Source organism: Pseudoalteromonas sp. FUC4, assembly GCF_008370255.1.
GTDB lineage: Bacteria > Pseudomonadota > Gammaproteobacteria > Enterobacterales > Alteromonadaceae > Pseudoalteromonas.
Window position 1 is genome coordinate 59,035 of record NZ_SEUI01000008.1, and the last position, 24,377, is coordinate 83,411.

The window sequence follows — 24,377 nt, forward strand, 5'->3', positions numbered from 1 at the left end:
CAATAACAAGGCTAAAATTATGATACATAGTGGTTCTATATAAATAATTTTTAACGTCGTTAGTGAGTTATTTAATACGCTAGAATGATCATGTTTTTAATAAAATTGGTATTATAAACCCAGCTATAGGCTGGGTTTTTACGTTTAGCCATAAGGGCATTATGCTTTATCTCACGTTATTTATTAGCGCATTTATATCTGCGACATTATTGCCTAGCTCTTCTGAGGTGATTATGGTGGGGATGATTACTCAAGATAAAGTTAATTTATGGCTTATGTGGTGCGTAGCAACGCTTGGAAATGTATTGGGAAGCTGCGTTAATTACTGGTTAGGCACGCAGGTACTGCGTTTTAAAGATAAAAAATGGTTTCCTGTATCGCAAAAAGGGCTTGATAGCGCACAAAAGCAATTTAATAAATATGGAGTGTATAGTTTGTTATTTGCTTGGTTACCGGTTGTGGGGGACCCATTAACGGTGATTGGAGGTATATTTAAAGTACGATTTAGTACCTTTTTACTGTTAGTAACACTAGGCAAAGGCGCTCGCTATTTAGCGGTTATCGCCCTTGCCGTAGGATTCGAAAGCTTTTTTAAATAAGTTTTTAAGACCTTATTTAGCCCAATCAAGCGTTAACGACACTGAGTCGGCAAAACGCAGTGCATGTGGTTTATCAACACGTGCTTTAGCGTAATGAACGCTTGGGTGCGCGTGACAAACGGCAAGAATTTCAGCCACTAATTTTTCGAGCAGTAAAAAATGCCCTTGCTCTACTAAGCTAATAACTTCTTTGGTGATCACTTTATAATTAAGTGCTTGGTCAACTTCATCCGTTTTACACGCGTCATCAGCAGGGTAGTGAATCTCTAGATTGATCACTACATCTTGCTTTTTTTCACGCTCATCGGGGTTAAAGCCAATAAACGTACGCAGGCGTAAATTAGTAACGTTAATAATTGCATTAGCCATAGGGTTAACCTTTTATAAGCTGCAAAAATTCGTTACGTGTTTTAGGATCGCTTCTAAAGTTACCTAACATTACTGATGTACGCATGCTTGAATTTTGCTTTTCTACACCGCGCATCATCATACACATGTGTTTTGCCTCAACAATAACGCCTACGCCCTTAGCGCCAGTCACTTCTTCAACTGCTTTAGCGATTTGATGCGTTAACTGTTCTTGAATTTGAAAACGGCGTGAAAACATATCAACAATACGTGCAAATTTAGATAAGCCTAATACTTTACCGTTTGGTATATAAGCAATATGGCAACGACCAATAAAAGGCAGTAAATGATGCTCACACATAGAGTAGAGCTCTATGTCTTGCACTAACACCATATCGTCGGCGTCAGATGTAAATACTGCTTTATTAGTTATTTCATCAAGCGTTTGACGATACCCTTGCGTTAAATATTCCATTGCTTTTGCAGCACGTTTTGGCGTATCAAGTAAGCCTTCGCGGTTAGCATCTTCGCCTACAGCGGTGATGATTTTTTCATAACTTTCTTTTAATTCATTGTGCATAAATATCTCAGTTTATTTATATTTACTTTAAATGACGACCACCATCAATAGGCAAAGAGCGCCCTGTGATGTAGTGGCTTTGTAATAGTAAATCAATGCTATTGATAATTTCTTGGCATCCGGGTTCAATGCCCATTAATGATTTTTTAAGGGTCTTTGCTCGATATTGCTCATCGTCATGTTCATTAAAAATAATGAGCGATGGAGCAACCGAGTTCACTTTTATATTTGGCGCATATTTAGCGCTAAACGATTTAGTTAGGTTGTCGAGTGCTGCTTTACTTGCTGCATAAGCTAAGTGTTTAGGGCTGCCTGTTTCAACTACATAATCAGTAAGATGTATTATATCGGCAGGTACTTTTTCATTTTGCTGATAGTTTAAAAGCAGCTCTGCGCACATTAAATTAATTAAATACGGTGTTTTGGCATGTATACGCATCATATTATCAAACAGTGCTGCAAAGTCAGGGTTGTTAGCTTCGCAGTCCCAGCTTGATGCATTGTGAACAACAGCGCGCAGCGATGTTGTATGCTCTTTAAGCGTATTTATAAATGCACTAATACCGTCATCGTTACTAAAATCGGCATAAATACATACCGCGCCTTGTTGCTCTAATTTATCAACAGCGGCGTGACGAGTACGATACGTGATAATAATGCTCTGCCCTTGGGCTATATAATGCTGAGCGAGTGCTAAACCAATACGTTGGCCTGCGCCGGTAATTAAAATGGGCGATGTCATATAAGGCAGTGTTCTCTTTGGCGGGTAGTTATACCAATATTATTAAAAATATCATCGTTCTATCGCTATTTCATAGGGCTATAATAGCTCACTAATTTAATGCAATTGGTATTATAAAAATTCAAAGCGTTAATTTATTAAAATATACGCAGCTTCTTAATCTGTCGATCAAAAAAGCAATTAATCCTCAAAGGCATTAATTGCTTTATTTTAGCTACTAAACCTTAATCGTAAATTGTCGGAATTGGTTGGCGCTTATGTTGTGTACGCGTGTAAATGCTTACAAGCTTTTGTTCAACATCATTAGACACTGGTTTACCTTCTAAAAAGTCATCAATTTGCTCATAGCTCAAACCAAGCGCTTCTTCATCTGTTAAACCTGGGCGGTCACTTTCTAAATCAGCTGTAGGTGCTTTATCTACCAATAAAGCTGGCGCACCTAGTGCAGTAGCAAGTGCACGAACTTGGCGTTTTGATAAACCAAACAGAGGAGCTAAATCGCACGCGCCGTCACCAAATTTAGTATAGAAACCAGTAATATTTTCAGCACTATGATCGGTACCCACTACTAAGCCTTGGCAAAAACCTGCAATTTCGTACTGAGCAACCATACGTTGACGCGCTTTAACATTACCTTTAATAAAATCTATTTGGGCTTGCTCAGGCAGTGCTTCACCACAGCCAACTACGGCAGCTATTGCTTGCTCATGCAATGCATCAGCCGCAGGTTGTATGTTTACGGTCATACGTTTACTTGGTTGAATAAAATCAACCGCCATTTGTGCTTCATCTTCGTCAGCTTGTACACCATAAGGTAGACGTACAGCAATAAACTGATACTTGTTAGTATCGTGTTCTTTATTTAGCTCGTTTACAGCAAGTTGACATAAGCGGCCGCAGGTTGATGAATCAACACCACCGCTAATACCCAGTACTAATGAGCGGGAGTGAGCTGCTACCAAACGTGTTTTAATAAAATTAACTCGGCGAGTTATCTCAGCATTTACATCAATCGTTGGCTGAACCTTCATTTCAGCCATAATTTCGGCGCGCATTGCCAGCTCCTTATAAAATTTAATATGTGATACGCAATAAACTTATTATGTGATTTAGTTTTAGTTAATTAAAGTTTTAAATGAGCTTTTATTTGGCGAAGCTCTGCTTTTAATTTTTCTACTTCTTCAAGTAAATCGCTTAATTCTTTGTCTTTAATTACTTCGCTTGGTAGCGCAACAAAGGCATCGGCGGGATTATTTTKTTGTTCGCCAAATAAATGAATATATCGACTGTCACGTTTACCAGCTTCACGCTCTAGCTTTGTGACGTACTCGCTTTCAATCAGTTTATTGAGCGCTGCCTCTACTTCATTTACGTTATTAAAATCAGCAAGCCTAGCACTGCGGGTTCTTAATTCACCTGGGGTTTGGGCGCCACGTAAAAGTAATAAACAAACAATGGCACGTTGCTGAGCAGAGAATTGCAGATTACTAAATTCAGTGTTGCAAAAGCGGTGGTCGTATTTATTTACGCGACCCGAAAGACCTTCATCTATTGTAACCAAACGCATTTCTATTAGTTCATCAAGTGCGTTTTGCACGTCTTCATCTGTAAGACTTAACACAGGATCGCGATTAGATTTTTGGTTACATGCATTCACTAGCGCGTTTAACGATAGCGGATAATGCTCTGGCGTTGTGCTTTGTTTTTCTAATAGGCAACCAAGAATACGTTGTTGATTTGTTGATAACTGCATAAATAATCTCAAATTAGTAAGCGTATTTTATTAGCTTACACCTTTATTGAATGCCAAGCCATTGTTGAAGCTTTGGTTGTAATGCAGCTAAATCGAGAGGCTTACTTAAATAGTCGTTCATGCCCGCGGCTAGGCATTTTTCTTTATCGCCCTGCATGGCATTGGCTGTTAGCGCAATAATAGTAATATTTTCATTATCTTTACCTGCATCACCTTCTCTAATGGCTTTAGTGGCCTGGTAGCCATCCATTTCGGGCATTTGGCAATCCATTAAAATGAGCTTATATGGTTTCCCTTGTTTTGCATTGAGCTTTACAATTGCCTCAAGCCCATTTTCGGCAATATCAAAAGTAACACCCGCCTGCTTTAATAGCGCAGAGGCAACCACTTGGTTTATTTTATTGTCTTCAACAAGCAGTAGTTGTGGCTCTGATGAGTCGAGTGCAGGTGCTTTAGTTAGCTTATTTTGCAATTGAGCTTGTTGCTGCTGTTGTTCAATGTATTTATCGTTTGTGAGTGAGTCAAACAAATCAGACGGTGTGAGAGGTTTGAAAATCATACAGTCGACTTCCATACCTACTTTAGACTCCTCAGGTGAATAACTCATTGGCGCCATAATAACTAACTTGCAACTATGCATATTTATAAAGTTTTTGAGCGCGGTGATATGCGTTTGTGGGGCTTTTTCAAAAAAGTAGTAATCAACTAAAATAGCACCAAGGTGGGTGGTTACATTATTTAAGTAATCATCAACCTCAAGATAGTTATGTATACAATTAACTTTTGCCCCCCAAACAGTGAGCTGCTTGTTAGCGGTGTTAGCATTTAACGAGCATTCATCAATAATTAAAATATGTTTGTTTTTAATTAAATGACTCGGTAAATCTTGTTCTTTACTTAAGCGCGGTTGTATTTGTACTGTGAAAGAAAATGTACTTCCTTCACCTTGCATACTGTTTACACTTACTTCACCGTTCATCAGTTCACACAACTGTTTTACTATAGCAAGGCCAAGCCCTGTGCCCCCAAATTGGCGTGTTGTTGAAGCATCGGCTTGTGTGAATGAGTCAAATAACGACGCTTGTTTTTTAGGGTCAATACCAATACCAGTATCAATAATCGAACACTGTAGGAACGAGCCATCCGTTGTTTCATCTATTCTGGCGGTAATGACTACTTCGCCATCAATAGTAAATTTAACCGCGTTGCCAATTAAGTTATTTAAAATTTGGCGCAAGCGGTTAGGATCACTAATTATTTCGCTAACAGTTATTTGAGTCGCATCTAGAATAAGTTTTGTATTGTTTTGTTCTACCTTTAAAGCAAAGGATTCAACTACTTCACCTAATAACCGAGGTAAATTAAATTGCACGTTTTCAATATCGAGCTTACCGGCTTCAATTTTAGAAAAGTCTAATATGTCATTAATTATATTAAGCAAAGATTGAGCTGATGATTGAGCAAGTTCAATATGATGTTTTTGCTGCAGGTCCAATTGAGTTTGCTTAATTATGTTAAGCATACCTAAAACACCGTTCATTGGGGTGCGAATTTCGTGGCTCATACTCGCTAAAAATTCACTTTTAGCTTCAACAGCTTGCTCTGCTGCTTCTTTAGCGGTAACGAGTTGTTGCTCGGTTTCAATGCGTTTTTGGCTTGAGTACAAACTGCCAATAAGTGCTGCGACGGCAATTAAAAAGCTCTCTTCGTTACGAGACCAATTTCTAGGTGATTGGCACTGCTCTGCGCATACAACACCTAAAGCTCCGCTACCGGCTGGGATAACCACGCATAACATGGCTTGAATTTCTAAAGGGTTTAAATAGTGTGCTTTTAGAGGCGTTAAAACCGGGTGATTTAGTGCATCTGGAGCATTAAATACAGCTTGGTGATCAATGGTATTAAAAAAATCTTTAGTATTTCTTCTTAGCCAAATAGAGTCTAAGGTGTCGCTTGATAATTGATTGCTGTGAACTGCAAACGGCCTTAATTTACTCTTATCTTCATTAAAAAACCAAATGCTGGCACGTTTAACGTCAAATGCTTGGCAAATCGATTGTGTGATTATGTCTTTAGATTGGCTTAGTTGTCCGTTTAATATTAGTTTATTAACGGTTAGCGACGCGAGTATTTCATTATGCAGTGCAACTTTATTGCTTTCTAATTCAATTTTTTTACGGGTATCAATATTTTGCAATGATCCAAAGATACGAATGCTACGGCCATTCTTTCGCTCAACTTCACCGTGCGCGAGTACCCATATAGTTTTATTTTCTGCGTTAATAACTTCTAGTTCAACTTCGTAACTTTCACCAAACTTTATAGCTCGTTCAATTAACCCGGCTATTTTTTTTCGGCTTTCACCTTCTTTAAAATAGCCTAAATCACTTGGCCATTCAGGTTGTGTATCTAGTGAGTATTTAAATATTTTTTTGGTCATATCAGACCAATATATTTGCTTGTTTTCTAGATTAAATGACCATGCGCCGATTTGGGCTAGATCACTCATTGCCTCAAGCATTTTTTCGTTTTGTTGCTGACGATTAAGCATTTTCAAAAAGAATAAAAAGGCCCAAATTAATAACCCGCAAATAATTATAATTGATAACCTAAGTGGCCACACAGCTGAATTTGGTGGGCTCCAACCTATTTTAGGTGCTACGTAAAGTTGCCAATTACCACCTTGAAAGCTTAACGTAAACTCAAGGGGGTCTTGCTCTATTATGTTTTGATTACCGTAAAAAAACTCCCCTTTGCTGCCAAGTCCATGCCTGCCTTGTAAAGCAACGTTGTATTCTTTTCCTAGCTCATAAATGCCTGAGTTTTCATAGACTTTTTCAATGTTGAGAACAACTGAAAGTAATCCCCAAAAGCGATTCTCTGGCGGTATGTAAACAGGAACTCGGGCTATAAGTGCTATGTCACCTTGGATTAATTTTAATGGGCCAGCCATTACAATGGTATTTGTATCGCGAGATCTAATTGCATCAGCGCGTTGGTTTTTTTCTTCTAAAAAGTTTAAACCGAGTGCTTTTTCATTACCTTTTAAGGGGTAAGTCATGCGAATGACCATATCGGGAGCGCCAGCAATATTGCGAAGCTCATTTGAGGTTTTAAATAGCGGTTGGGCAATTTGTTCAAATTGTGTTTGCTGTAAATCAGGTTGCGCCGCTACGGCAACACCTAAACCCCGAACTAGTTGGATATTAGAAACTAAAATGGATTCTAATTGAGCTCGATATGTACTTACTTCAGAAAGAATTTGTAGGCGATGAGCATCTTTAACACGATTGTAGTTAATACGGTCAAGAACGATACCAACTAGTACAGTTAGCGTAAGCGATAACCAAAAGGTCAACTTAAAGTTATGAACGTTCGTTTTTTTATTGTTAGTAGATGGTGGCATTTGCTACATCGTGGCGTTAATTTAGGCAAATTAACTATAGCTAATTTATGACACAAATGAAAACGGCGCATTAACAAATGCGCCGTTTATTTTTTATAATTAGTAGTTTAGCGAGTTACGAGTCGCTAACTTCACGCGCCCAATGATTTTGCTTTGCTACATGTAGTTTGCGGTAACCATCAAGTAGCGCCGCATGCTTTTTAAAGCCTTCAAGCGATAAACCAGGGAAAGTTAAACCGTTAAACTGCTTTTTACCTTCGGCAATTTCTATAGCCAGCGCTACATTGTTAGCACCAAACATTAAGCCTAGTGCATCTTGATAATCGGCATATTCGCGCTCGTCATCGTATTTAATTTCTAAAATCGCTTTTAAACAGCGGAAGTGGCGCATTGCCTCTTCGTTTACTTGGCCTGTATGAAGTATCCAATCAACCCAATCAATCGCTTCTTCGCTGCCTGCAGCTAAACATAGGTGCGCTTTAAGCTCACCAATGCGCAGTGTGTGCCATGGTGTGTCGGCATCGGTTGCAAGGCCAATAAATTCTGCGGCGCGGATAATATCGCTGTGGCCTGCTTCTTCAAGGCTGTCGTAAATTTCCATCCATTGCTCTGCATCGTACTGATCAAGCGATAGGAATGTTTCGCGGAATTTAGCGCCTTCGTTGTTGTTACGCCAAATAAGCTCATCAACAGGGTAAATGTCAGACATGCCCGGGACTAAAATACGACACGCGTATACGTTTAGGTGCGTGTAATCCATGATGTAGATATCATGATCCATGCTATGAATTAAGTCAGTACAGAAGTTATATTCTTCTTCAGTTGTTCCGCTAAAGTCCCAGTGTACAAATTCGAAATCAGGTTTTGCACGGAAAAAATCATGCGAAATCAATCCACTTGAATCAATAAAGTGCAGTTCAATGTTCTCTGGTGTTGCTACTTCATCGTTATCAAAGGTAGCAGGTTGGAATACATCTAGTTGATCAAGACGACGACCTTGTAGTAACTCAGTCACGGTACGCTCAAGCGCTACTTCAAATGATGGGTGAGCACCAAAAGAAGCAAATACAGAACCATCAGTTGGGTTAATAAGCGTTACGCTCATTACAGGGTATTTACCCCCAAGAGATGCATCGGCAATGCGTAAATGAAAGCCATGGCTGCGAAGTTCTTCACACGCTTCGTGAATTTTAGGGTATTGCTTAACAACGTCTTCAGGCACGATTGGTAAACAAATGCCTTCGGCGATGATGCGGTTTTTAATAGCGCGTTCAAATACTTCTGATAAACCTTGTACGCGCGCTTCAAACTTGGTGTTACCTGCGCTCATACCGTTAGATACAAAAATATTACCGATAACGTTTACCGGAATGTACACGTCTTGGTTATCGCGTTGGCGTGTGTATGGCAGGGTACAAATACCACGATCGATATTGCCAGAGTTAAAATCAAAAAGGTGTGATGCGTTTAGTTCGCGCTCTGGGTCAAAGTAATCCCATAAGCTTTCATCCATAATGCCTTGTGGCACTTCATCGCCTTCAACTTTAAACCATTTTTCGCTTGGGTAATGAGTAAACTCACCATTAGCAAATTCTTCACCTAGATAAAAGTCTGCAAAAAAGTAGTTACAGCTTAAACGTTCAAAGTATTCACCTAGCGCTGAGGCAATAGAGGCTTTGTCGGTTGCGCCTTTACCATTGGTAAACATAACGCCGCAGTCGCTGTCTTTTATATGAACCGAATAACAGTTAGCTACAGGGTTAAGCCAAAGCGCTTCTTCAACATTAATGTTTAGGGCTTTAAGCTTGTTTTGCATGGTAGAGATTGACGATTCTAGGTCGCGGTCTTTACCTTTGATAAATGTTTTTTCAGTCATATTGATCTCAACTAGTTCTGCACGATGTGTGGAGCTGACATTATCGTGGATTTTGATGTTTATTTCACCCTTTGCGAGCAAGAACATTATTATTTAATAAAACTGTGGTTATTATATGTGCTTAACGCTTGGTCAAAACGTGCAAAGGAAACGGTGATGTTTAAAGTAATCAAACGCTTGTTGTTATTAATTGTGATATTAGGGCTGGCAAGTACCGCTGTTGTTTATGGCGTACTTAGTTTAAGTTTACCCGCTCTTGATGGAAACGGACGTAGTAACGCGGTAATAGAGCCTGTAAAAATTTCGCGCGATGCACTAGGGCAAGCAGTAATAAACGCCAATAGCCGAAACGACGCTGCCTATGGTTTAGGTTATGCGCATGGGCAAGACCGATTTTTTCAAATGGATTTACTAAGACGTAATGCCGCAGGTGAGTTAAGTGAATTATTTGGCGAAGCAGCGCTTGGGCTTGATAAAAAAATGCGTTTTCATCAATTACGTAAACGCAGCCAAATTATTTTACAAACGCTGCCAGAGGCAGATAAGCAATTACTTAAAAGTTACGCTCAAGGTGTAAACGAAGGCTTAGCGCAAGTAGGGTATTCAAGCTTTGAATATTTACTAACAGGTGCAGCGCAAAAGCCATGGCAAAGTGAAGACAGCCTACTTGTGATATTTAGTATGTACCTAGATTTACAAAGCGCGACCTTTGAGCGCGATCAAGCACTGATACAACTTGAGCAAACGTACGGTAAGCAAATGGTTGATTTTTTAACGCAACCGAGCAAATACCAAGCTGCGCTTGATGGTAGTAAATTAACGCCTTATAACGGCGACATACCCGCGTTGCCAACTCAAACACAGCACACAGTTAAAAATATTGAAACAAACCAAGAGCGCGGCAGTAATAACTGGGCTGTTACAGGAGCACTTACTAAAACAGGTGCTGGAATGGTGTCCGATGATATGCATTTATCGATGGCAGTACCTGTAATTTGGTACAGGGCACAATTAAATTACATGCACAGTGGTGAGCAGACTCAGGTTACCGGTGTATCGCTGCCCGGCGCACCTGCCATTGTGGTTGGGACTAACAATAATATTGCATGGGGGTTTACTAACGGTTATTTAGATACAGCCGATTGGATTGCATTAAACGATGACAGTAAAACATGGCAAGTAGATGAGCCTATTGCATTACCCGATGGGGAGGTTGAAAACTACTCATTAATACTTAGTGAATACGGACCTGTAAAATACATTAACGAAAAACCTTATGCACTTAGCTGGGCTGCACATCAGCCTTACGCCGTTAATATGCAGTTACTAAAGTTAGAGCAAGCCAAAACAGTAGATGATGCACTTGCTGTAGCAAGCGATGTGGGCATTCCGGTGCAAAATTTAATGGTGGTAGACAGCCAAGGTAGCGCCGCGTGGAAAAATATCGGTGGTATACCGGCTCGTAAAACACCAAGTGAGCTTGGCGTAAATGCCGATGATTACAGCGTGCTTTGGCAGCAAAACGAATTACAACGGCCCTTTGTTAAAAACCCACAAAGTGGGCGATTATGGACAGGGAACTCTCGCGTAGTATCGGCTGAGGATAACGCGCGTTTTGGCAATGGTGGCTACGCACTCGGTGCACGTTCGAGTCAAATTCGCGATAGATTATTTGAAAAACAAACATTTGCTGAGAGCGACTTTTACGCATTACAACTTGATAACCAAGCTCGCTTTTTAATACCTTGGCATGCTTTGCTATTAAAGCAATTAAAAGCCGATCAAACTAAAAATCAGCAATATATAACAGCGCTTGAAAACTGGCAGCAATGTGCGTGTTCAACCTCCACAGGGTATACCTTAGTTAAGCGCTACCGCGATGAAGTGATTAATATTTTATTTAGCAATATTGAAAGCCAATTAAATAAACAACAAGGCACACTTAAATACGTAAAACGAGATTTAGAGCCCGCTGTTTGGCAGCTTATTAATAGCAAACCTGATTCGTGGATAAATCCACAATTTAAAAGCTGGGATGAGCAGCTACAAGGAGCATTTAGCCAAACTATTACTAAGCTTACAGAACAATTTGGTAATAACGTACAAAGCTGGCAGTGGGGCAAGGTAAATGAGTTAGTGATAGAGCATCCGTTTGCAAAGCAAATGCCGTTACTTGCTAAGTTATTAAATATGCCCACAGCAGCAGGGTTTGGAGATAGTTACATGCCTGCTGTACAAGGGCGTAGTTTTGGCGCATCGCAGCGTTTTATTGCTCAACCTGGGCATTTAGAACATGCAATTTTAGCTATTCCCGGTGGGCAATCGGGGCACCCTCTTTCTGAATTTTACAGAGCGGGATTTAGTGATTACGTAGAAGGTAAACATACGCCTTTGTTGCCGCAAGAATTAATACATCAAATAGTAATAAAGCCGACACGATGAACTAAAGTATAGCTAAACACGTTCTATATTTATTAATTCATACAACAGAGAACTAAAATGAAAAAAATACTACCTGCATTAATAACAGGTTTACTACTAAGTACAGCAGCGCAAGCAGATGATGGCCCAGTAACAGCACAAAAGCTAAGTGAGCATGTATACGTACTATTTGGGCAAGGCGGTAATATTGCAGCAAGTGTAGGTGATGATGGCATTTATATTATTGATGATCAGTTTGCCAAGTTATCAGATGATATTAAAAAAACCATTAGCGATTTAAAACCAGGTAGCGCAGAGTTTGTTATTAATACTCACCATCATGGCGATCATACCGGTGGCAACGAAAACTTTGCTAAAGCGGGTGCGCACGTTATAGCGCACGACAATGTACACAAACGTTTAGAAGAGCAGCACGGCGAAGGGTCAGACTTTTTACCGCGCATTAGTTTTGGTCACGACTTAAAACTACATTTTAATAACGAACACGCCCATGTAGTGCATTACGAACATGCACATACCGATGGCGACTCGGTTATCTTTTTTAGTAACGACAACATAGTACACATGGGTGACATTTACTTTAATTTTGGCAGCTTACCGTTTGTTGATGTAGATAGCGGCGGCAGCGTTGATGGTATTTTAGCGGCAGTAAACGATGTAGTTAATCAAATTGACGACAACACTAAAGTAATACCAGGACACGGTAAGGTAAGTGACCGTTCAGGACTGATAGCGTATGGTAAGCTAGTTCAAAACGCGAAAGACGTAATGCTAAAAGCCATGCAAAATAATGCCACCCTAGAGCAAGTGCTTAAAGCCGATCCATTGGCAGAACTTGGTCTTGAATACGCAGGCTGGTTACCAAAAGAAAAAGTAACCACACTTTTTTATCGTAGCTTAAAGTAGTACGCGTAACGTAAAAAACATGATACAAAGCTGAGTGTACTTTAACGTACATTCGGCTTTTATTTTCTTATGCCCAAAGGAGTTGTGTATGTCGGCAGAAAAAACCCATCTTGAAATTTGTAACTTAACCAGAGAGCAATATCCGCAAATTAAAACCTTGATGGATCAAGCGTATCCCGACTTAGGTGGTGCGTGGCCAAGTCATACCATTTTTAGATTAATAGACCAATTTCCTGAAGGGCAAATAGGTATTGTGGATGACGGCGTGCTGGTGGGCTTAGCATTAAGCGTGCAGGTTGATTACACGCGTTTTTCAAATCCGCATACATACGAAGATATTGCAGACGGTCACGACCGTGTGTTTAGCGATACCGATGGCGATGCGCTATACGGCTTAGATGTTGCCATTAGCGAAACTCACAGAGGCATGCGTTTAGGTCGTCGCCTTTATGATGCCCGTAAAGAATTGTGCCGCCAATATAACTTACGCGCTATTTTAGCAGGTGGGCGTATTCCGCGTTATTACAATCACAGCAGTGAAATGACGCCAATGGAATACATTGCAAAAGTAGATCAAAAAGAATTATACGATCCTATTTTGAGCTTTCAGTTATCTAACGATTTTCAGGTAAAACGCTTACTTAAAAAGTATTTACCGGAGGATCAAGAATCAGTTGGTTACGCCACTTTACTTGAGTGGAATAACATCATGTATGAGCCAACCGATACGGTACTTGAGTCAACTAAATCAATCGTGCGTGTAGGTGCTGTGCAATGGCAAATGCGTTGTGTTGAATCGGTTGAAGAAATGCTAAAGCAGGTTGAATATTTTGTAGATACCGTATCTGACTACAAAAGTGACTTTATACTCTTCCCTGAGTTTTTTAATGCGCCACTAATGGGGCTAGGGAATCAAAGTAATCAAACGGAAGCGATTCGCTATTTAGCGGAATACACCGAGACATTTAAAAACGCCATGTCGCGTATGGCAATAGAGTACAACGCTAATATTATTACCGGCTCTATGCCACTTGCCGAAGATGATAAAATTTATAACGTAAGTTACCTATGCCATCGTAGCGGTAAAATAGACGAGCAACGTAAAATACACATAACCCCGCACGAGCAAAACGATTGGGTTATTCAAGGCGGCGATAAAATTGCCGTGTTTGATACTGATGCCGGTCGTGTGGGTATTCAAATTTGTTACGATGTAGAGTTTCCTGAGCTTTCACGGATATTGGCCAAACAAGGGTTAGATATTCTGTTTGTGCCATTTTGGACCGATACTAAAAATAGCTACTTACGTGTGCGTCACTGTGCACAAGCACGTGCAATAGAAAACGAATGTTATGTGGTTATTGCAGGTTCAGTAGGTAACTTACCTGAAGTAGAAAGCCTTGATGTGCAGTACTCACAATCGGCTGTATTAACGCCTTCGGACTTTTCGTTCCCGCACGATGCAACATTAAATGAAGCCACACCTAATACAGAAATGCTATTATTTAGTGACCTTGATATGGATAAGCTTAAAATACTTCACAGCGAAGGCACAGTGCGTAATTTAAAAGATCGACGTGAAGATTTATACGAAGTGATTGTTAAAAAGAGAGACGTTTAATGGCGTGGATTTATTTGGTTATTGCCGGTTTACTTGAAATTGGCTGGCCGATAGGTTTAAAAATTTCGCAAAACAATGATACTCGCTGGCAGGGTATCGCAATAGCGGTGGCATTTATGGTCGCGAGTGGTTTTATGTTGTGGCTTGCGCAAAAGCAAATATCAATGGGCACTTCATACGCCGTGTGGACAGGTATTGGCGCTGCAGGTACGTTTTTAGTAGGGATATTGTTTTATAACGATGCGGCAACGTTTGGTCGTATTGCGGGAGTATTAATGATTATTAGCGGTGTGATAACACTTAAAATAAGCTCTTAGAATCAGTTCTTAAAGTTATAAAAATTATAACAGCGCAGGTATAAAAGCCTGCGCTTTTTTATGCCCTTAACTTGGCAACATGACCAAAACAGCGGCAATGGCTATGAGTATTAAGCCTGCAGTATCTTGTTTTTTAAGTGGCTGTTTTAACCAAAGTACGGCAATTAGCATGGTAAAAAATACTTCAACCTGTCCAAGTGTTTTAACGTAAGCAACATGTTGTAAGCTCATTGCACTAAACCAACCAATAGAGCCGACACAACTAAAAACACTAATTGCGACAGTAGTGCCTTTGTATTGCCACAGTTTACTAAGTGTTTGCGGCTCTTTTAATAATAAATAGCCAAGTAGTATTAATGTTTGTAGGCTAATTACAAACAGCAAAACCCAAGCTGCTGAGTGAGGAAATAGTAATCCTGAGTTTAAGCTCGCTTCTCGTACCCACAGTGAGGTAAGTGCAAAGCAAGTACCACAAGCAAGGCCTAGTAATGCTGTTTTAGCATTAAAGTGTTTAACGCTTGTTATGCCGCTGAGTAGCAATACGGCAATAGCGCCAAAAAACACACCAAGCCAACCGAGCAAAGAAAGTGCCGAGCCAAAAAATAATACACCTAAAATGGCAGCTACTAACGCCTCGCTTTTGGCAAGACCAGCACCTACAGCGTAATTATTCATTTTAAATAACTTAACCATTAAACCAGTGGCAAGTATTTGCATAACACTTGCGCCTACAATAAATCCCCAAAAGGCATTATTAAACGTAGGCATGGCGGTATCTTGATATTGATACAAACCATATAAATACACGGCAGCAATAGGACCTGCAATAATAAAGCGGGAGAGAGTTACGCCAGCAACACTCACATTGCTACTTAATTTACTTTGCAGGGCATTACGCCAGGCTTGCATAAAGGCGGCTAAAAAAGTGAAAAAGATCCAAGTCATGGTATTTGTCGATTAGAAATAAGGTCTTTAAGTTAACAATCTTTAGTTATTAATGCGATGCATTAAGGGTGATAGTGAATATTCATCATCTGCGACATTATGCCGCACTGTTTTATGAGTAAACTTAGCTATAGTAAGTGTGATGTTATTGTTTAGCCGCCAGCGTTTGTCATAAAACGTATCTGGCGGCTTTTTTATTACGCTTATGCTAAATTATCCGAAACATCAAAAGGATAAATTATGACAACATTAGTTGTATGTGCATTACTTGCGGTATTAATGCCTTACTTTGCAAAAGTGCCGGTAGCTATAGCAATGGCAAAATTAGGTCGATACGACAATAAACATCCAAGGGCGCAACAAACAAAATTAACCGGCTTTGGTGCACGGGCGCTCGCTGCTCATCAAAACTGTTTTGAATCGCTTGCTGTTTTTGCTGTCGCTATTGCAGTTGTACTGGGCACTAACTCTGTAGGTGCAGTGACCGAAACGCTAGCGGTTACGCATATTGTGTCGCGTATTTTGTATTGCGTATTTTACTATATGAACCTAGATATAATTCGCTCATTAGTGTGGTTTATTGGTTTGGGTACAGCCATTGCCATGATTGTGGTGAGTTTGTAGGTTTATATTTTAAAACCACAAAGCAAGCAGCCTAAAAGGGCGCTTGCTTTGTCGTCTTGAACAACCCGGTGGCGTTAATGCGATACTTTAATTCGCTCTATTAAATCGGTAGGCGCCACTTCACTATTAATCGCAAAATCTAGTTGCACAAGTACATCTTCAAAACCTGAATCTGATGCTTTATATTTCCATTTTGCGAGAGCCTCTTTTGCTGACTTATCAAAAACATCTTTAGGTTTAGATTGAATGACACTAATATTTGTTGTGTTGCCATTTGCTGCAATATCGTATTTTAATACAACAGAGCCGCTGATCCCTTGTTGAGCTGCTTGTGCTGGATAGGCAGGTTCAATGCGTATTGTTGGTGAGATATGATCCTCTTTTGTCATTTCGGCTTGTGGTTGTTTAGCAATGGCTAATCCGCTAAGCATGCTTGCCGCTATTAGCATTAAGCTTCCTTTGGCAAATCGAGAGCTATTACCGCTGTGTTTTATGTTAGTTAGTCGTTGTAACATGGTTTTTTTATCTCCGTAGTGTGAATAAGCCATAAGTCCTGTAGGCGCATTTGCCGCGCAGTCAATTAAGGCTTTGCTATATAAAATATGTTGTTGTGTGGTTTTATTGGCAAGTACCCGTTCATCACAAGTCAGCTCTTGTAGTCGGCGCATGCTTGCGTAACAAACCCAAGCTAGTGGGTTAAACCAAAGTAAAATAGTAGGTAGTAATATAAGTGCGTTTGTTAGGTTGTCTTTGCGTTTTATGTGTACGTTTTCGTGCTCTAAAATAAGCGCTAATGTGGCTTTATCAAACTGGGTATTGTAGTTACTCGGTAACACCAGCTTGCTGTTTAAAATACCGACCACCATTGGCGTGGCTACATGTTGGCTGGTATAAGTTTTAACATCAGCGGTAAGAGTGCCTTCAAATTGTGTTAACTCAGTTAACTGCAGGCTTTTAACAAAACGGGTATGCGTAATAAAACTGACTATTAATAACCCTGCGGTAATAAGTACATACATGAGCGCCCAGCTAATACCCATTTCATGTGTAAAAGGCTGGTTAGGGGTGATTAAGTAACGGCTAATATTGCTATTTTGTAGTGGTTTAATCGTATTTGGTAAATTAGCAATCACCAATGCCACAGGTAATAGCCATGCTAATTTATATACAAACCGCGAGCCAAGGGCTTTTAAACCAAATCGCTCGAGTAAAATAAAACCACAAAGCAAAATGCTTAATAGTAATTGCTGCTCAATTAACCAATTAAAACCAGTTTGAATAACCATGTTAATCCCTTACTTTTGGTTTTTTTCCCAGTCATCTATAACTTTTTTAAGTTCGTTTATATCTTGCTGAGAAAGCTGCTCCGATTTAGCAAAGCCACTTACAAGTGGCGCAATACGCCCACTAAAAAATCGCTCAATAAAGTTTTGGCTTTCTTTTAAGGTGTAGTCGGCGCGCTCCATACAGGGAGTGTAAATATATTGGCGACCGTCTTTTTCAAATGTAAGTGCGCCTTTTTTGACTAGTCGACCTAGTAGGGTTTTAATGGTTTTTTCGTGCCATTGCTTATCGTCGCTTAAGCGCTCAATTATTTGGCTCGCGGTGGCGGGGTAGTTAATCCAAAGTGCATCGAGCACGTCAAATTCTGCTTTTGATAATTCAATCATTTTGTTGCCTACAAATGTAATCCTTAACTTAAGACTACACCTGTAATCTATTATTGCAAGTTTATTTTTTGACTTTTTGAGATGTAATTAAGTGACTTGGTATTAGATTTTTGAAATATCGGTTTTATTAATTTGTATATATTGGTTTTCAGGTAGGTTTAGCTTTGAAAGGGTGAGGTCACTAAATTGCACTCTAAATAAATCAATTACTTTGTATCCGCAGTAATGCGCCATTTTACGTATTTGTCTGTTTAGCCCTTGCTTTAAAACAATACTAAACTGATTACTGGCTATTTTATTTACCTCACAAGGCAGGGTTATGAGTTTATCAACGGGTACGCCTGCTGCTATTTTTTTACAAAAAGCATCGTCTAAAGGCTTATTTACGGTGACTAAATAATGTTTAGGCTGGTGGAAGTCAGGATGTATTAGTTGATTACAAAAATCCCCATCGTTGGTCAAAATAAGCAAACCACGCGAGTCTTTATCTAATCGACCAATAGGGTAAACACGGGTAAGTGTAGGTAAATGGTGAATAAGGCTTGCTGGGTCATCAATATTTAATTTGCAGTCAATGCCTACTGGTTTGTGATACGCAAAATAAACTAAATCGGCCGCCCCTTTAATTTCTTTTTCGTTCACTATAACAACGTCTTGCACATCAACGTGATCAATATGATTCGCTGGGCGATTATTTACAGTCACAACACCTTCATCAATTAAACGCGATGCCTGTTTACGAGAACAAATACCTGCATGGGCAATATATTTAGCGAGTCGGATTTTTGTGCTCATCACGTGTGACCCCAGCGGCTAATAAAAATTTGATCGTGATTATAGCAAAGCTGCGTATCGATAATGCTAAATAACAAGAACTCAGGTTAAATATAAAAAGGTAGCCAAGATGGGTATTAAATTTTCACAGTTAAAAAAGCACGAGCCGCTACAAAAAGTCATTGTTCACTCGTTAGATATGGCGCTTTATCAAGTATCGATAATGATTAATAACGTTGAATATTATGTAACAGAAGACAGCGGTGAGTTTTTAAGAGCTCTTAGTCCGTTGCATGTACAAAAGCGTTTTGAAAAAATAGCGTACGCACAGATGATGTTAAGGCAAACAAGCGCTTACGACGAAATGTGCGGCCAGCCGGATAAAACCAGCAGCAATATGCTTGAAGTACCTTATGGTAAAAATAATCTGTATTGATTGAGCTAATTTGCTAGGGCCTGTTGACCTTTCAGGATTAAAATTTGTTCAATCTAGGGGCTATTTAATCGCGGCGCGAGGTTTGTGACCTAGTGGGCTAAGTAAAAACCGAGCAACAAAGAGTAAATTGCCCCTAGGCAGAACCCTTCGGGCAGCGTATGTTTGGCATTTGTGCTACGTTATCGCCTATTTATGGGGAATAACCACACTACATAGGCTCTGCCTTGCCTAAATACCAAACATACTGCTGCAAATTTAACCTCGAAAGATAAACAGGCCCTAGTATCCGCTTTTTAAGGGCGATAAATGTATCAATTAAAAGTAGATAATACCGATGCGTTAAACTCAGCGCTCCGCGAACAAATGGTTGAATTTAACGCCCAGCATTTTGATGCGCAAAGAGTGCCATTAGGCTATAAATTTACTGATGAGCAGGGCGAGCTTGTTGCCGGTATTAGTGGGTGTGTGTTTGGAAATTGGCTGATGATTAGTTGGCTTTGGTGTAGCGATAGTGCGCGAGGTAAAGGGCTTGCAGATAAACTGCTAACGTCACTTGAACAAGCAGCTATTGAGCTAGGTGCTACAACTGCTCAGCTTGATACACTTGATTTTCAAGCAAAACCCTTTTATGAAAAGCGCGGTTATAGTGTTAAGTATCAACTTAATAATTACCCACGCTCAGGTACGCGTTACTTTATGGAAAAGCCACTTTAATTTTTGCTGACTATTTTTCTTTTAGTGGCTCGCCTTCAAAGGTAATACCTAAAAAAGGTGTTGCCTCTGGTGCTAACATAAACGTGCGAATGTTCATGTGATCATCCCCTTTAGGGTTTTGCAGCACGTCTTCTCGGTAAAACTTACCAAAACAATCCAACGTATTTTGTTTACTTAAATCGTTTAATTTAGCAAACGCAAAAATTTTACACGAGCCGTTGTTCTCACTCGCAGCGCTAAGTAATCCATGGTTATTAAAGCCACATGCAGTAAAGTCGTAATTTGCTTCTATCACGGCCATTGTATCGGTAAATTGAATACTTTTTGGGTTTTCAGCAAGTGCTTTTAAATAGTTATTTAGTGTCATGTGTTACCTTTGGATTTTTAATTATTTAGCGCTCAACTCTAGCTCATCTGTTTGCTGATTTATATTGAATTTAAATCGCGATAAAAAATTCATTCCTAGCAAACCTTGCCCACGGGTGTTTTCAATACTCAACACTTCAAAACCATAAATAATTTGCGAGCCCACTTTAAACGATTCAATTTGATAACGCTTTACAACAATTTGACCATTAGCTGTGTTGACCGTTACATCGCCTAAATACAAAGGTCGTGGCGAAATTTGCTCAATAATATTTGTAGGTAGCGAGGTTACGCTTGCGCCTGTATCAATCATTAGTTCGGTCGATAGATTGTTATTTATTTCGGTGTTTATTAAGTAATGCGCGCCGTAAGGCGTTAAAGCAACAAAGTCGTCTTGCGATTGTGCTTTATTGATCATCGCTTGCAGTGTTTGCACTTGGCTTTTTAGATTGTGCTGGTTTGGCATTCGATCAAGGGTTGCTTGTGCGCTAATTAAATCGCCTTGCTGATAGTAGGCATACGCAAGCGGATATAAAAACTGCGCGTTATCGCTTTTATAATCAAGCCAAATTTGTGTTTGCTCAATAATAGCTTGCCAATTTTGTTGCTCAGTTAATGTGTGTAATTCGTTTTGAGTGAGCGTATTTAAACGTGTATTTACATTACTTTGCTGATCAGCAGGTTGTAATGAATTAAGCTCAAATAAAGCAATAATGGCATTTTGTGTTTGCTCGCTATTTATTAAATACTCAACCTGTAAATTAAGTAACTCTACGTTATAAGGGCTGTTATTTAATAGCGCATTGAGAAATGATTCGCTGAGTAATAAATTGCTATTTAGCCATGTTTTAAGCTGTATCAGCCACGATGAATAAAGGTTTTTTGCGATTTCTGGATTGCTGTTTTTGAGTTGTTGATAGCTACTAAGTGCGGCTTCAAATTGGTGTTTTTTAAACTGCTGCTTTGCCGTATTTAATAGCGTATTTTGTTGTTTAGGCGATATGCTTTTTTCAGCACCTTGCGTTTTTTGTACTTTGGTTGGCGCGGGCTGCGGCCACAATAAATAAGCGTTAAGGCTAAGTGAGCCAATTAATAGCAAGGTAATTAGCTTGGTATAGTGGCTCATTGTGACCTCTTATTTAATGCAATTGGTATTATTTAATAAAGTGCGTTAAGGCATGAATATTGGCTATTTCAATATCAGCCAGCCCTTTATAAGCATAATTGGCGCCTTGATCGTTTAACCATACCGATTGGCAACCGGCATTATTTGCGCCTTGTACGTCGGTATCTAGGCTATCGCCAATGTGTAAAATTTCACTTTTAGCAACGTTTAAGTGCTCGGCGGCTTTATCAAATAAGGTGCTGTGAGGTTTTGCTTTACCGTGCATACCGGCTTGTAACACGAGCGAAAATTTATTGTGTAAGTTAAAGCGTTCAATTTCAACATTACCATTAGTTATAGCAACCAGCGTAAAGTGCTGGGCTAAGTTATCTAGCAGCTTTAGTACGTCGTCGGTTACCACTATTTTACTGCGCGCATCGGCAAAGGCGTTGTAGGCAGCATCGGCATGGTACTCTACCTCTTGCTCATTCAAATCTAGTTTAGAAAGGGCTAAGCGCAATGTATGTTGGCGCCATTTAGTGACGTTATCAGCAAGTTCAGGTAACTGTAATACGGCTTCATTGCGGCATTGTTGCCAGTATTTTGGGCCATGGGCTAAGTAGCTAGGGAGCGCGTTTAAATAATCTTGCTGCGCTTTAACCGCTGCTTTTATAATGGGGTGATTGTTGTAAAGAGTGTCGTCTAAATCAAAGCTCATGACAGAAAATGGCTTAATAGCACGATTAAATCGGATCATATTTATTTACCTAATCAGTTCGTTTTTTTGCACGAGGGTGAGTGTTGTCGTACACCTTGGCTAGATGTTGAAAATCTAAATGCGTATACACTTGTGTAGCCGACAAACTGCTGTGCCCTAGTAATTCTTGCACAGCGCGTAAATCACCAGATGATTCTAAAATATGTGACGCAAACGAGTGGCGCAGCTTATGCGGGTGAACCTGCGAGCTAATACCTTGTTTTATTCCCCACTCTTGCATGCGTAGGCGCACTTGGCGAATCGAAATACGGTTTTTTTGGCTACTTAAAAATACTGCTATTTCATCGGGCTTTGCAAACTGAGGGCGTATTGTGAGCCATTTTTTTAATGCGTCTAACGCTTTTTTGCCCACCGGAATTAATCGCTCTTTATTGCCTTTACCACGCACTAAAATTTCACCATTGGCAGCGCTAATATCTTGCATGTTAGCGCCAACTAACTCGCTTATACGCAGCCCTGAAGAATACATTAACTCCATCATTGCTTTATCTCTAATAGCGAGAGGTTCGTCGTCGGGTATTTCGAGCAAGCGTGCCATTTGATCTACATCGAGATTCTTAGGTAGGGGCTTTGCAAACTTAGGGCCTTTTATACCTATAGCCGGATTATGGTAATGCGATTGCTCGGCAATATTTTTTGCTTTTAAAAACTTATATAAGCTGCGAATACAACTGAGCTTTAAGCTAATTGTACGGCCACTTAATTGCTTTGATCGCAGTGCCATGCTGTAGCGGCGAATATGTTCGCCTTGTACGCCAAACCAGTCATCACATAGTTTGCTAAAATATAGGGCTGCAAAGCCAAGTTGGCTTACGTATTGATTAACTGTGTGCGCTGAATATTGTTTTTCAAACTTTAAATAATCGCTAAATAGCGTTATGGGTGTACGCCAGTGGTCGCTTAGCGCGGTAATATTAGGCGCATCGCCACTCATGCTAGTTTTTGTAACCGCAGGTGTAATGCGTTTATAAAGTCGAGCACAAACAGGTTATCTTGCGCGGGCTCAAAATGGTTTACGTTATTGCTACCAAACGCCAAAATAGCGATAGGGTGCTTGGTGTCGCCAATTAAATAAATAGCGACGGATTGTGTATCTTCACTAAATAATTGTTCGCGCTCTTGTTTATTAATTCGCCCTAAATAATGCCCAGAATGGGTAAGGCGATGCGCAATAAGCTCGTCGTACTCGGGATTGTATTTTACTAATTTGCAGTCGTTAACATCTTCACTTGAGCAGATTATATTGCGTAGATTATTTGCAAGAGTGTCAAAATCGTCATGATTCCAAAGCTGGCGATGACATTGGCTAAACAAACGATATACGAGCTCGTTTTGCGTTGCATGCTTGCTCATAGCATCTATTTGGCTTTTTAAAAGCGTGTTGTGCTCGCGTAATTGACGTTGCTGAATATGTACTAGTGACGTTGCACCTTGAGCTTGCTGTTGCAGCTCAAGTTGTGCGAGTAGCTCAGGGTGATGAACTAAAAAGTCAGGATGTTGCTGTAAGTAATTAATAACCTGCTCTGTACTTAGCTCGCTCATAGTGCTACTTGTCCGTCGAAAACATGCTCTGCGGGACCAGTCATGCGTACCGGGTGACCTTCACCACTCCAGCGCACTTGCAAAGTACCGCCCGGCAAATCTACTTGAACGGTTGTTGATAATTTATTTTGCATATGACCAATCACCATTGCTGCACACGCACCTGTGCCACAGGCTAGGGTTTCGTTAACGCCGCGCTCCCACACTCTTAGCTTAATGTGTTCTTGCGATACAACCTGCATAAAGCCAATGTTCGCTTTTTGCGGAAAGCGTTCGTGGTTTTCAAGTAATGGACCCAATATATCAACTTGCGCGGTGGTTACGTCGTCAACTTCTAGCACGCAATGTGGGTTACCCATAGATACCGCGCCACTAAACACAGTGTGTTCTTGCGTTCTAATAATATAAGTAAGCTCGCGTTTGCTGGCTTTTAACGGAATTTTACTTGGCTCAAAATTAGGATGGCCCATGTTAACAGTTACTTGACCGTCTTTTTCTATGTAGAGCGTTAAGTTGCCCGACTTAGTCGATACACTAATTTTGTGCTTGTTAGTAAGGCCTTTCATGCGTACAAAGCGGGCAAAACAGCGTGCGCCGTTACCGCATTGTTCTACTTCGGTACCATCGGCATTAAAAATTCGATAATGGAAGTCGAGATCAGGTGAATATGGTGCTTCAACCATCAGCAATTGGTCAAAGCCAATGCCAAAGTGGCGATCTGCCAGTTTTTTGATTTGGTCTCGCGACAAAAAAACATTTTGTGTAATGTTATCAATCACAACAAAGTCGTTACCTAAGCCGTGCATTTTGGAAAAATTAACTAACATAGCGCT

General features: G+C 40.1%; 25 protein-coding genes. 8 read left to right on the top strand and 17 right to left on the bottom strand.

Features of this window, described 5'->3' with window-relative positions:
* Positions 1-161: 161 nt before the first annotated feature.
* Complete coding sequence (locus EU510_RS18265) at positions 162-599, top strand: YqaA family protein (protein WP_149594638.1); 438 nt, start codon at positions 162-164, stop codon at positions 597-599.
* Positions 600-611: 12 nt separating this feature from the next.
* On the opposite strand, the gene folX is transcribed toward EU510_RS18265, so the two are convergent.
* The 7 genes from folX to ycaO all read right to left on the bottom strand — a co-directional run bounded on the left by folX (position 612) and on the right by ycaO (position 9,304).
* Positions 612-968, bottom strand: coding sequence for a dihydroneopterin triphosphate 2'-epimerase (gene folX / locus EU510_RS18270; RefSeq protein ID WP_002962340.1), 357 nt, complete (start codon positions 966-968; stop codon positions 612-614).
* Between the two features lie 4 nt (positions 969-972).
* Positions 973-1,527, bottom strand: a complete 555-nt coding sequence (gene folE / locus EU510_RS18275) for a GTP cyclohydrolase I FolE (RefSeq protein ID WP_002962341.1) — start codon at positions 1,525-1,527, stop codon at positions 973-975.
* A gap of 22 nt (positions 1,528-1,549) precedes the next feature.
* Complete coding sequence (gene folM / locus EU510_RS18280) at positions 1,550-2,269, bottom strand: dihydromonapterin reductase (protein WP_149594639.1); 720 nt, start codon at positions 2,267-2,269, stop codon at positions 1,550-1,552.
* Positions 2,270-2,493: 224 nt separating this feature from the next.
* Positions 2,494-3,324: an ammonia-dependent NAD(+) synthetase gene (gene nadE, locus EU510_RS18285; RefSeq protein WP_149594640.1), complete on the bottom strand. Its 831-nt coding sequence runs from the start codon at positions 3,322-3,324 to the stop codon at positions 2,494-2,496.
* Between the two features lie 68 nt (positions 3,325-3,392).
* Complete coding sequence (locus tag EU510_RS18290) at positions 3,393-4,022, bottom strand: YceH family protein (RefSeq protein WP_149594641.1); 630 nt, start codon at positions 4,020-4,022, stop codon at positions 3,393-3,395.
* 43 nt (positions 4,023-4,065) lie between these two features.
* Positions 4,066-7,428 (bottom strand): ATP-binding protein, encoded by a 3,363-nt coding sequence (locus EU510_RS18295; RefSeq protein WP_149594642.1) that lies wholly within the window; start codon positions 7,426-7,428, stop codon positions 4,066-4,068.
* 115 nt (positions 7,429-7,543) lie between these two features.
* Positions 7,544-9,304 carry a 30S ribosomal protein S12 methylthiotransferase accessory factor YcaO gene (ycaO, locus tag EU510_RS18300; protein ID WP_149594643.1) on the bottom strand — a complete coding sequence of 587 codons (1,761 nt, stop codon included), beginning with the start codon at positions 9,302-9,304 and terminating at the stop codon, positions 7,544-7,546.
* A gap of 156 nt (positions 9,305-9,460) precedes the next feature.
* Between ycaO and EU510_RS18305 the strand changes: the two genes are divergently transcribed.
* The 4 genes from EU510_RS18305 (at position 9,461) to EU510_RS18320 (ending at position 14,590) form a co-directional block, all read left to right on the top strand.
* Complete coding sequence (locus tag EU510_RS18305; protein ID WP_149594644.1) at positions 9,461-11,746, top strand: penicillin acylase family protein; 2,286 nt, start codon at positions 9,461-9,463, stop codon at positions 11,744-11,746.
* A gap of 57 nt (positions 11,747-11,803) precedes the next feature.
* The gene (locus EU510_RS18310) at positions 11,804-12,652 is read left to right on the top strand and encodes an MBL fold metallo-hydrolase (protein WP_149594645.1); all 849 of its coding nucleotides are present in this window, start codon (positions 11,804-11,806) and stop codon (positions 12,650-12,652) included.
* Between the two features lie 88 nt (positions 12,653-12,740).
* Positions 12,741-14,273: a bifunctional GNAT family N-acetyltransferase/carbon-nitrogen hydrolase family protein gene (locus EU510_RS18315; RefSeq protein WP_149594646.1), complete on the top strand. Its 1,533-nt coding sequence runs from the start codon at positions 12,741-12,743 to the stop codon at positions 14,271-14,273.
* On the top strand, positions 14,273-14,590 hold the full coding sequence (locus EU510_RS18320; protein WP_149594647.1) for a DMT family transporter: 318 nt from the start codon (positions 14,273-14,275) through the stop codon (positions 14,588-14,590). The genes EU510_RS18315 and EU510_RS18320 overlap by 1 nt, the downstream gene beginning before the upstream one ends.
* A gap of 66 nt (positions 14,591-14,656) precedes the next feature.
* Here EU510_RS18320 and EU510_RS18325 read toward each other — a convergent pair whose 3' ends face one another.
* On the bottom strand, positions 14,657-15,535 hold the full coding sequence (locus EU510_RS18325) for a DMT family transporter (protein WP_188085442.1): 879 nt from the start codon (positions 15,533-15,535) through the stop codon (positions 14,657-14,659).
* 240 nt (positions 15,536-15,775) lie between these two features.
* Here EU510_RS18325 and EU510_RS18330 point away from each other — a divergent pair, with 240 nt between their 5' ends.
* Positions 15,776-16,159: an MAPEG family protein gene (locus tag EU510_RS18330; protein WP_024605945.1), complete on the top strand. Its 384-nt coding sequence runs from the start codon at positions 15,776-15,778 to the stop codon at positions 16,157-16,159.
* 74 nt (positions 16,160-16,233) lie between these two features.
* Here EU510_RS18330 and EU510_RS18335 read toward each other — a convergent pair whose 3' ends face one another.
* The 3 genes from EU510_RS18335 to EU510_RS18345 all read right to left on the bottom strand — a co-directional run bounded on the left by EU510_RS18335 (position 16,234) and on the right by EU510_RS18345 (position 18,624).
* Positions 16,234-17,445: a TonB family protein gene (locus EU510_RS18335; RefSeq protein WP_149594649.1), complete on the bottom strand. Its 1,212-nt coding sequence runs from the start codon at positions 17,443-17,445 to the stop codon at positions 16,234-16,236.
* 9 nt (positions 17,446-17,454) lie between these two features.
* Positions 17,455-17,829, bottom strand: coding sequence for a BlaI/MecI/CopY family transcriptional regulator (locus tag EU510_RS18340; protein ID WP_138683399.1), 375 nt, complete (start codon positions 17,827-17,829; stop codon positions 17,455-17,457).
* Between the two features lie 102 nt (positions 17,830-17,931).
* Positions 17,932-18,624: a pseudouridine synthase gene (locus EU510_RS18345; RefSeq protein ID WP_149594650.1), complete on the bottom strand. Its 693-nt coding sequence runs from the start codon at positions 18,622-18,624 to the stop codon at positions 17,932-17,934.
* A 109-nt stretch (positions 18,625-18,733) separates the two neighbouring features.
* Between EU510_RS18345 and EU510_RS18350 the strand changes: the two genes are divergently transcribed.
* Together EU510_RS18350 and EU510_RS18355 are read left to right on the top strand one after the other, a co-directional pair.
* Complete coding sequence (locus EU510_RS18350) at positions 18,734-19,039, top strand: DUF6482 family protein (RefSeq protein WP_149594651.1); 306 nt, start codon at positions 18,734-18,736, stop codon at positions 19,037-19,039.
* Between the two features lie 306 nt (positions 19,040-19,345).
* Positions 19,346-19,753, top strand: a complete 408-nt coding sequence (locus EU510_RS18355; protein WP_149594652.1) for a GNAT family N-acetyltransferase — start codon at positions 19,346-19,348, stop codon at positions 19,751-19,753.
* 10 nt (positions 19,754-19,763) lie between these two features.
* Here EU510_RS18355 and EU510_RS18360 read toward each other — a convergent pair whose 3' ends face one another.
* Genes EU510_RS18360 through dapF form a run of 6 tightly spaced genes read right to left on the bottom strand, consistent with a single transcriptional unit; the run spans position 19,764 to position 24,371 of the window.
* Positions 19,764-20,120 carry a HopJ type III effector protein gene (locus EU510_RS18360; protein WP_149594653.1) on the bottom strand — a complete coding sequence of 119 codons (357 nt, stop codon included), beginning with the start codon at positions 20,118-20,120 and terminating at the stop codon, positions 19,764-19,766.
* Positions 20,121-20,141: 21 nt separating this feature from the next.
* The gene (locus tag EU510_RS18365; protein WP_149594654.1) at positions 20,142-21,245 is read right to left on the bottom strand and encodes a retroviral-like aspartic protease family protein; all 1,104 of its coding nucleotides are present in this window, start codon (positions 21,243-21,245) and stop codon (positions 20,142-20,144) included.
* Between the two features lie 28 nt (positions 21,246-21,273).
* Entirely contained in the window at positions 21,274-21,981 is a 708-nt protein-coding gene (locus EU510_RS18370) for an HAD-IA family hydrolase (protein ID WP_149594655.1), read from the bottom strand.
* 10 nt (positions 21,982-21,991) lie between these two features.
* Positions 21,992-22,936 carry a tyrosine recombinase XerC gene (locus EU510_RS18375; RefSeq protein ID WP_149594656.1) on the bottom strand — a complete coding sequence of 315 codons (945 nt, stop codon included), beginning with the start codon at positions 22,934-22,936 and terminating at the stop codon, positions 21,992-21,994.
* On the bottom strand, positions 22,933-23,544 hold the full coding sequence (locus EU510_RS18380; protein WP_149594657.1) for a DUF484 family protein: 612 nt from the start codon (positions 23,542-23,544) through the stop codon (positions 22,933-22,935). The genes EU510_RS18375 and EU510_RS18380 overlap by 4 nt, the downstream gene beginning before the upstream one ends.
* Positions 23,541-24,371: a diaminopimelate epimerase gene (gene dapF / locus EU510_RS18385; RefSeq protein WP_002960987.1), complete on the bottom strand. Its 831-nt coding sequence runs from the start codon at positions 24,369-24,371 to the stop codon at positions 23,541-23,543. The genes EU510_RS18380 and dapF overlap by 4 nt, the downstream gene beginning before the upstream one ends.
* Positions 24,372-24,377 lie beyond the last annotated feature (6 nt).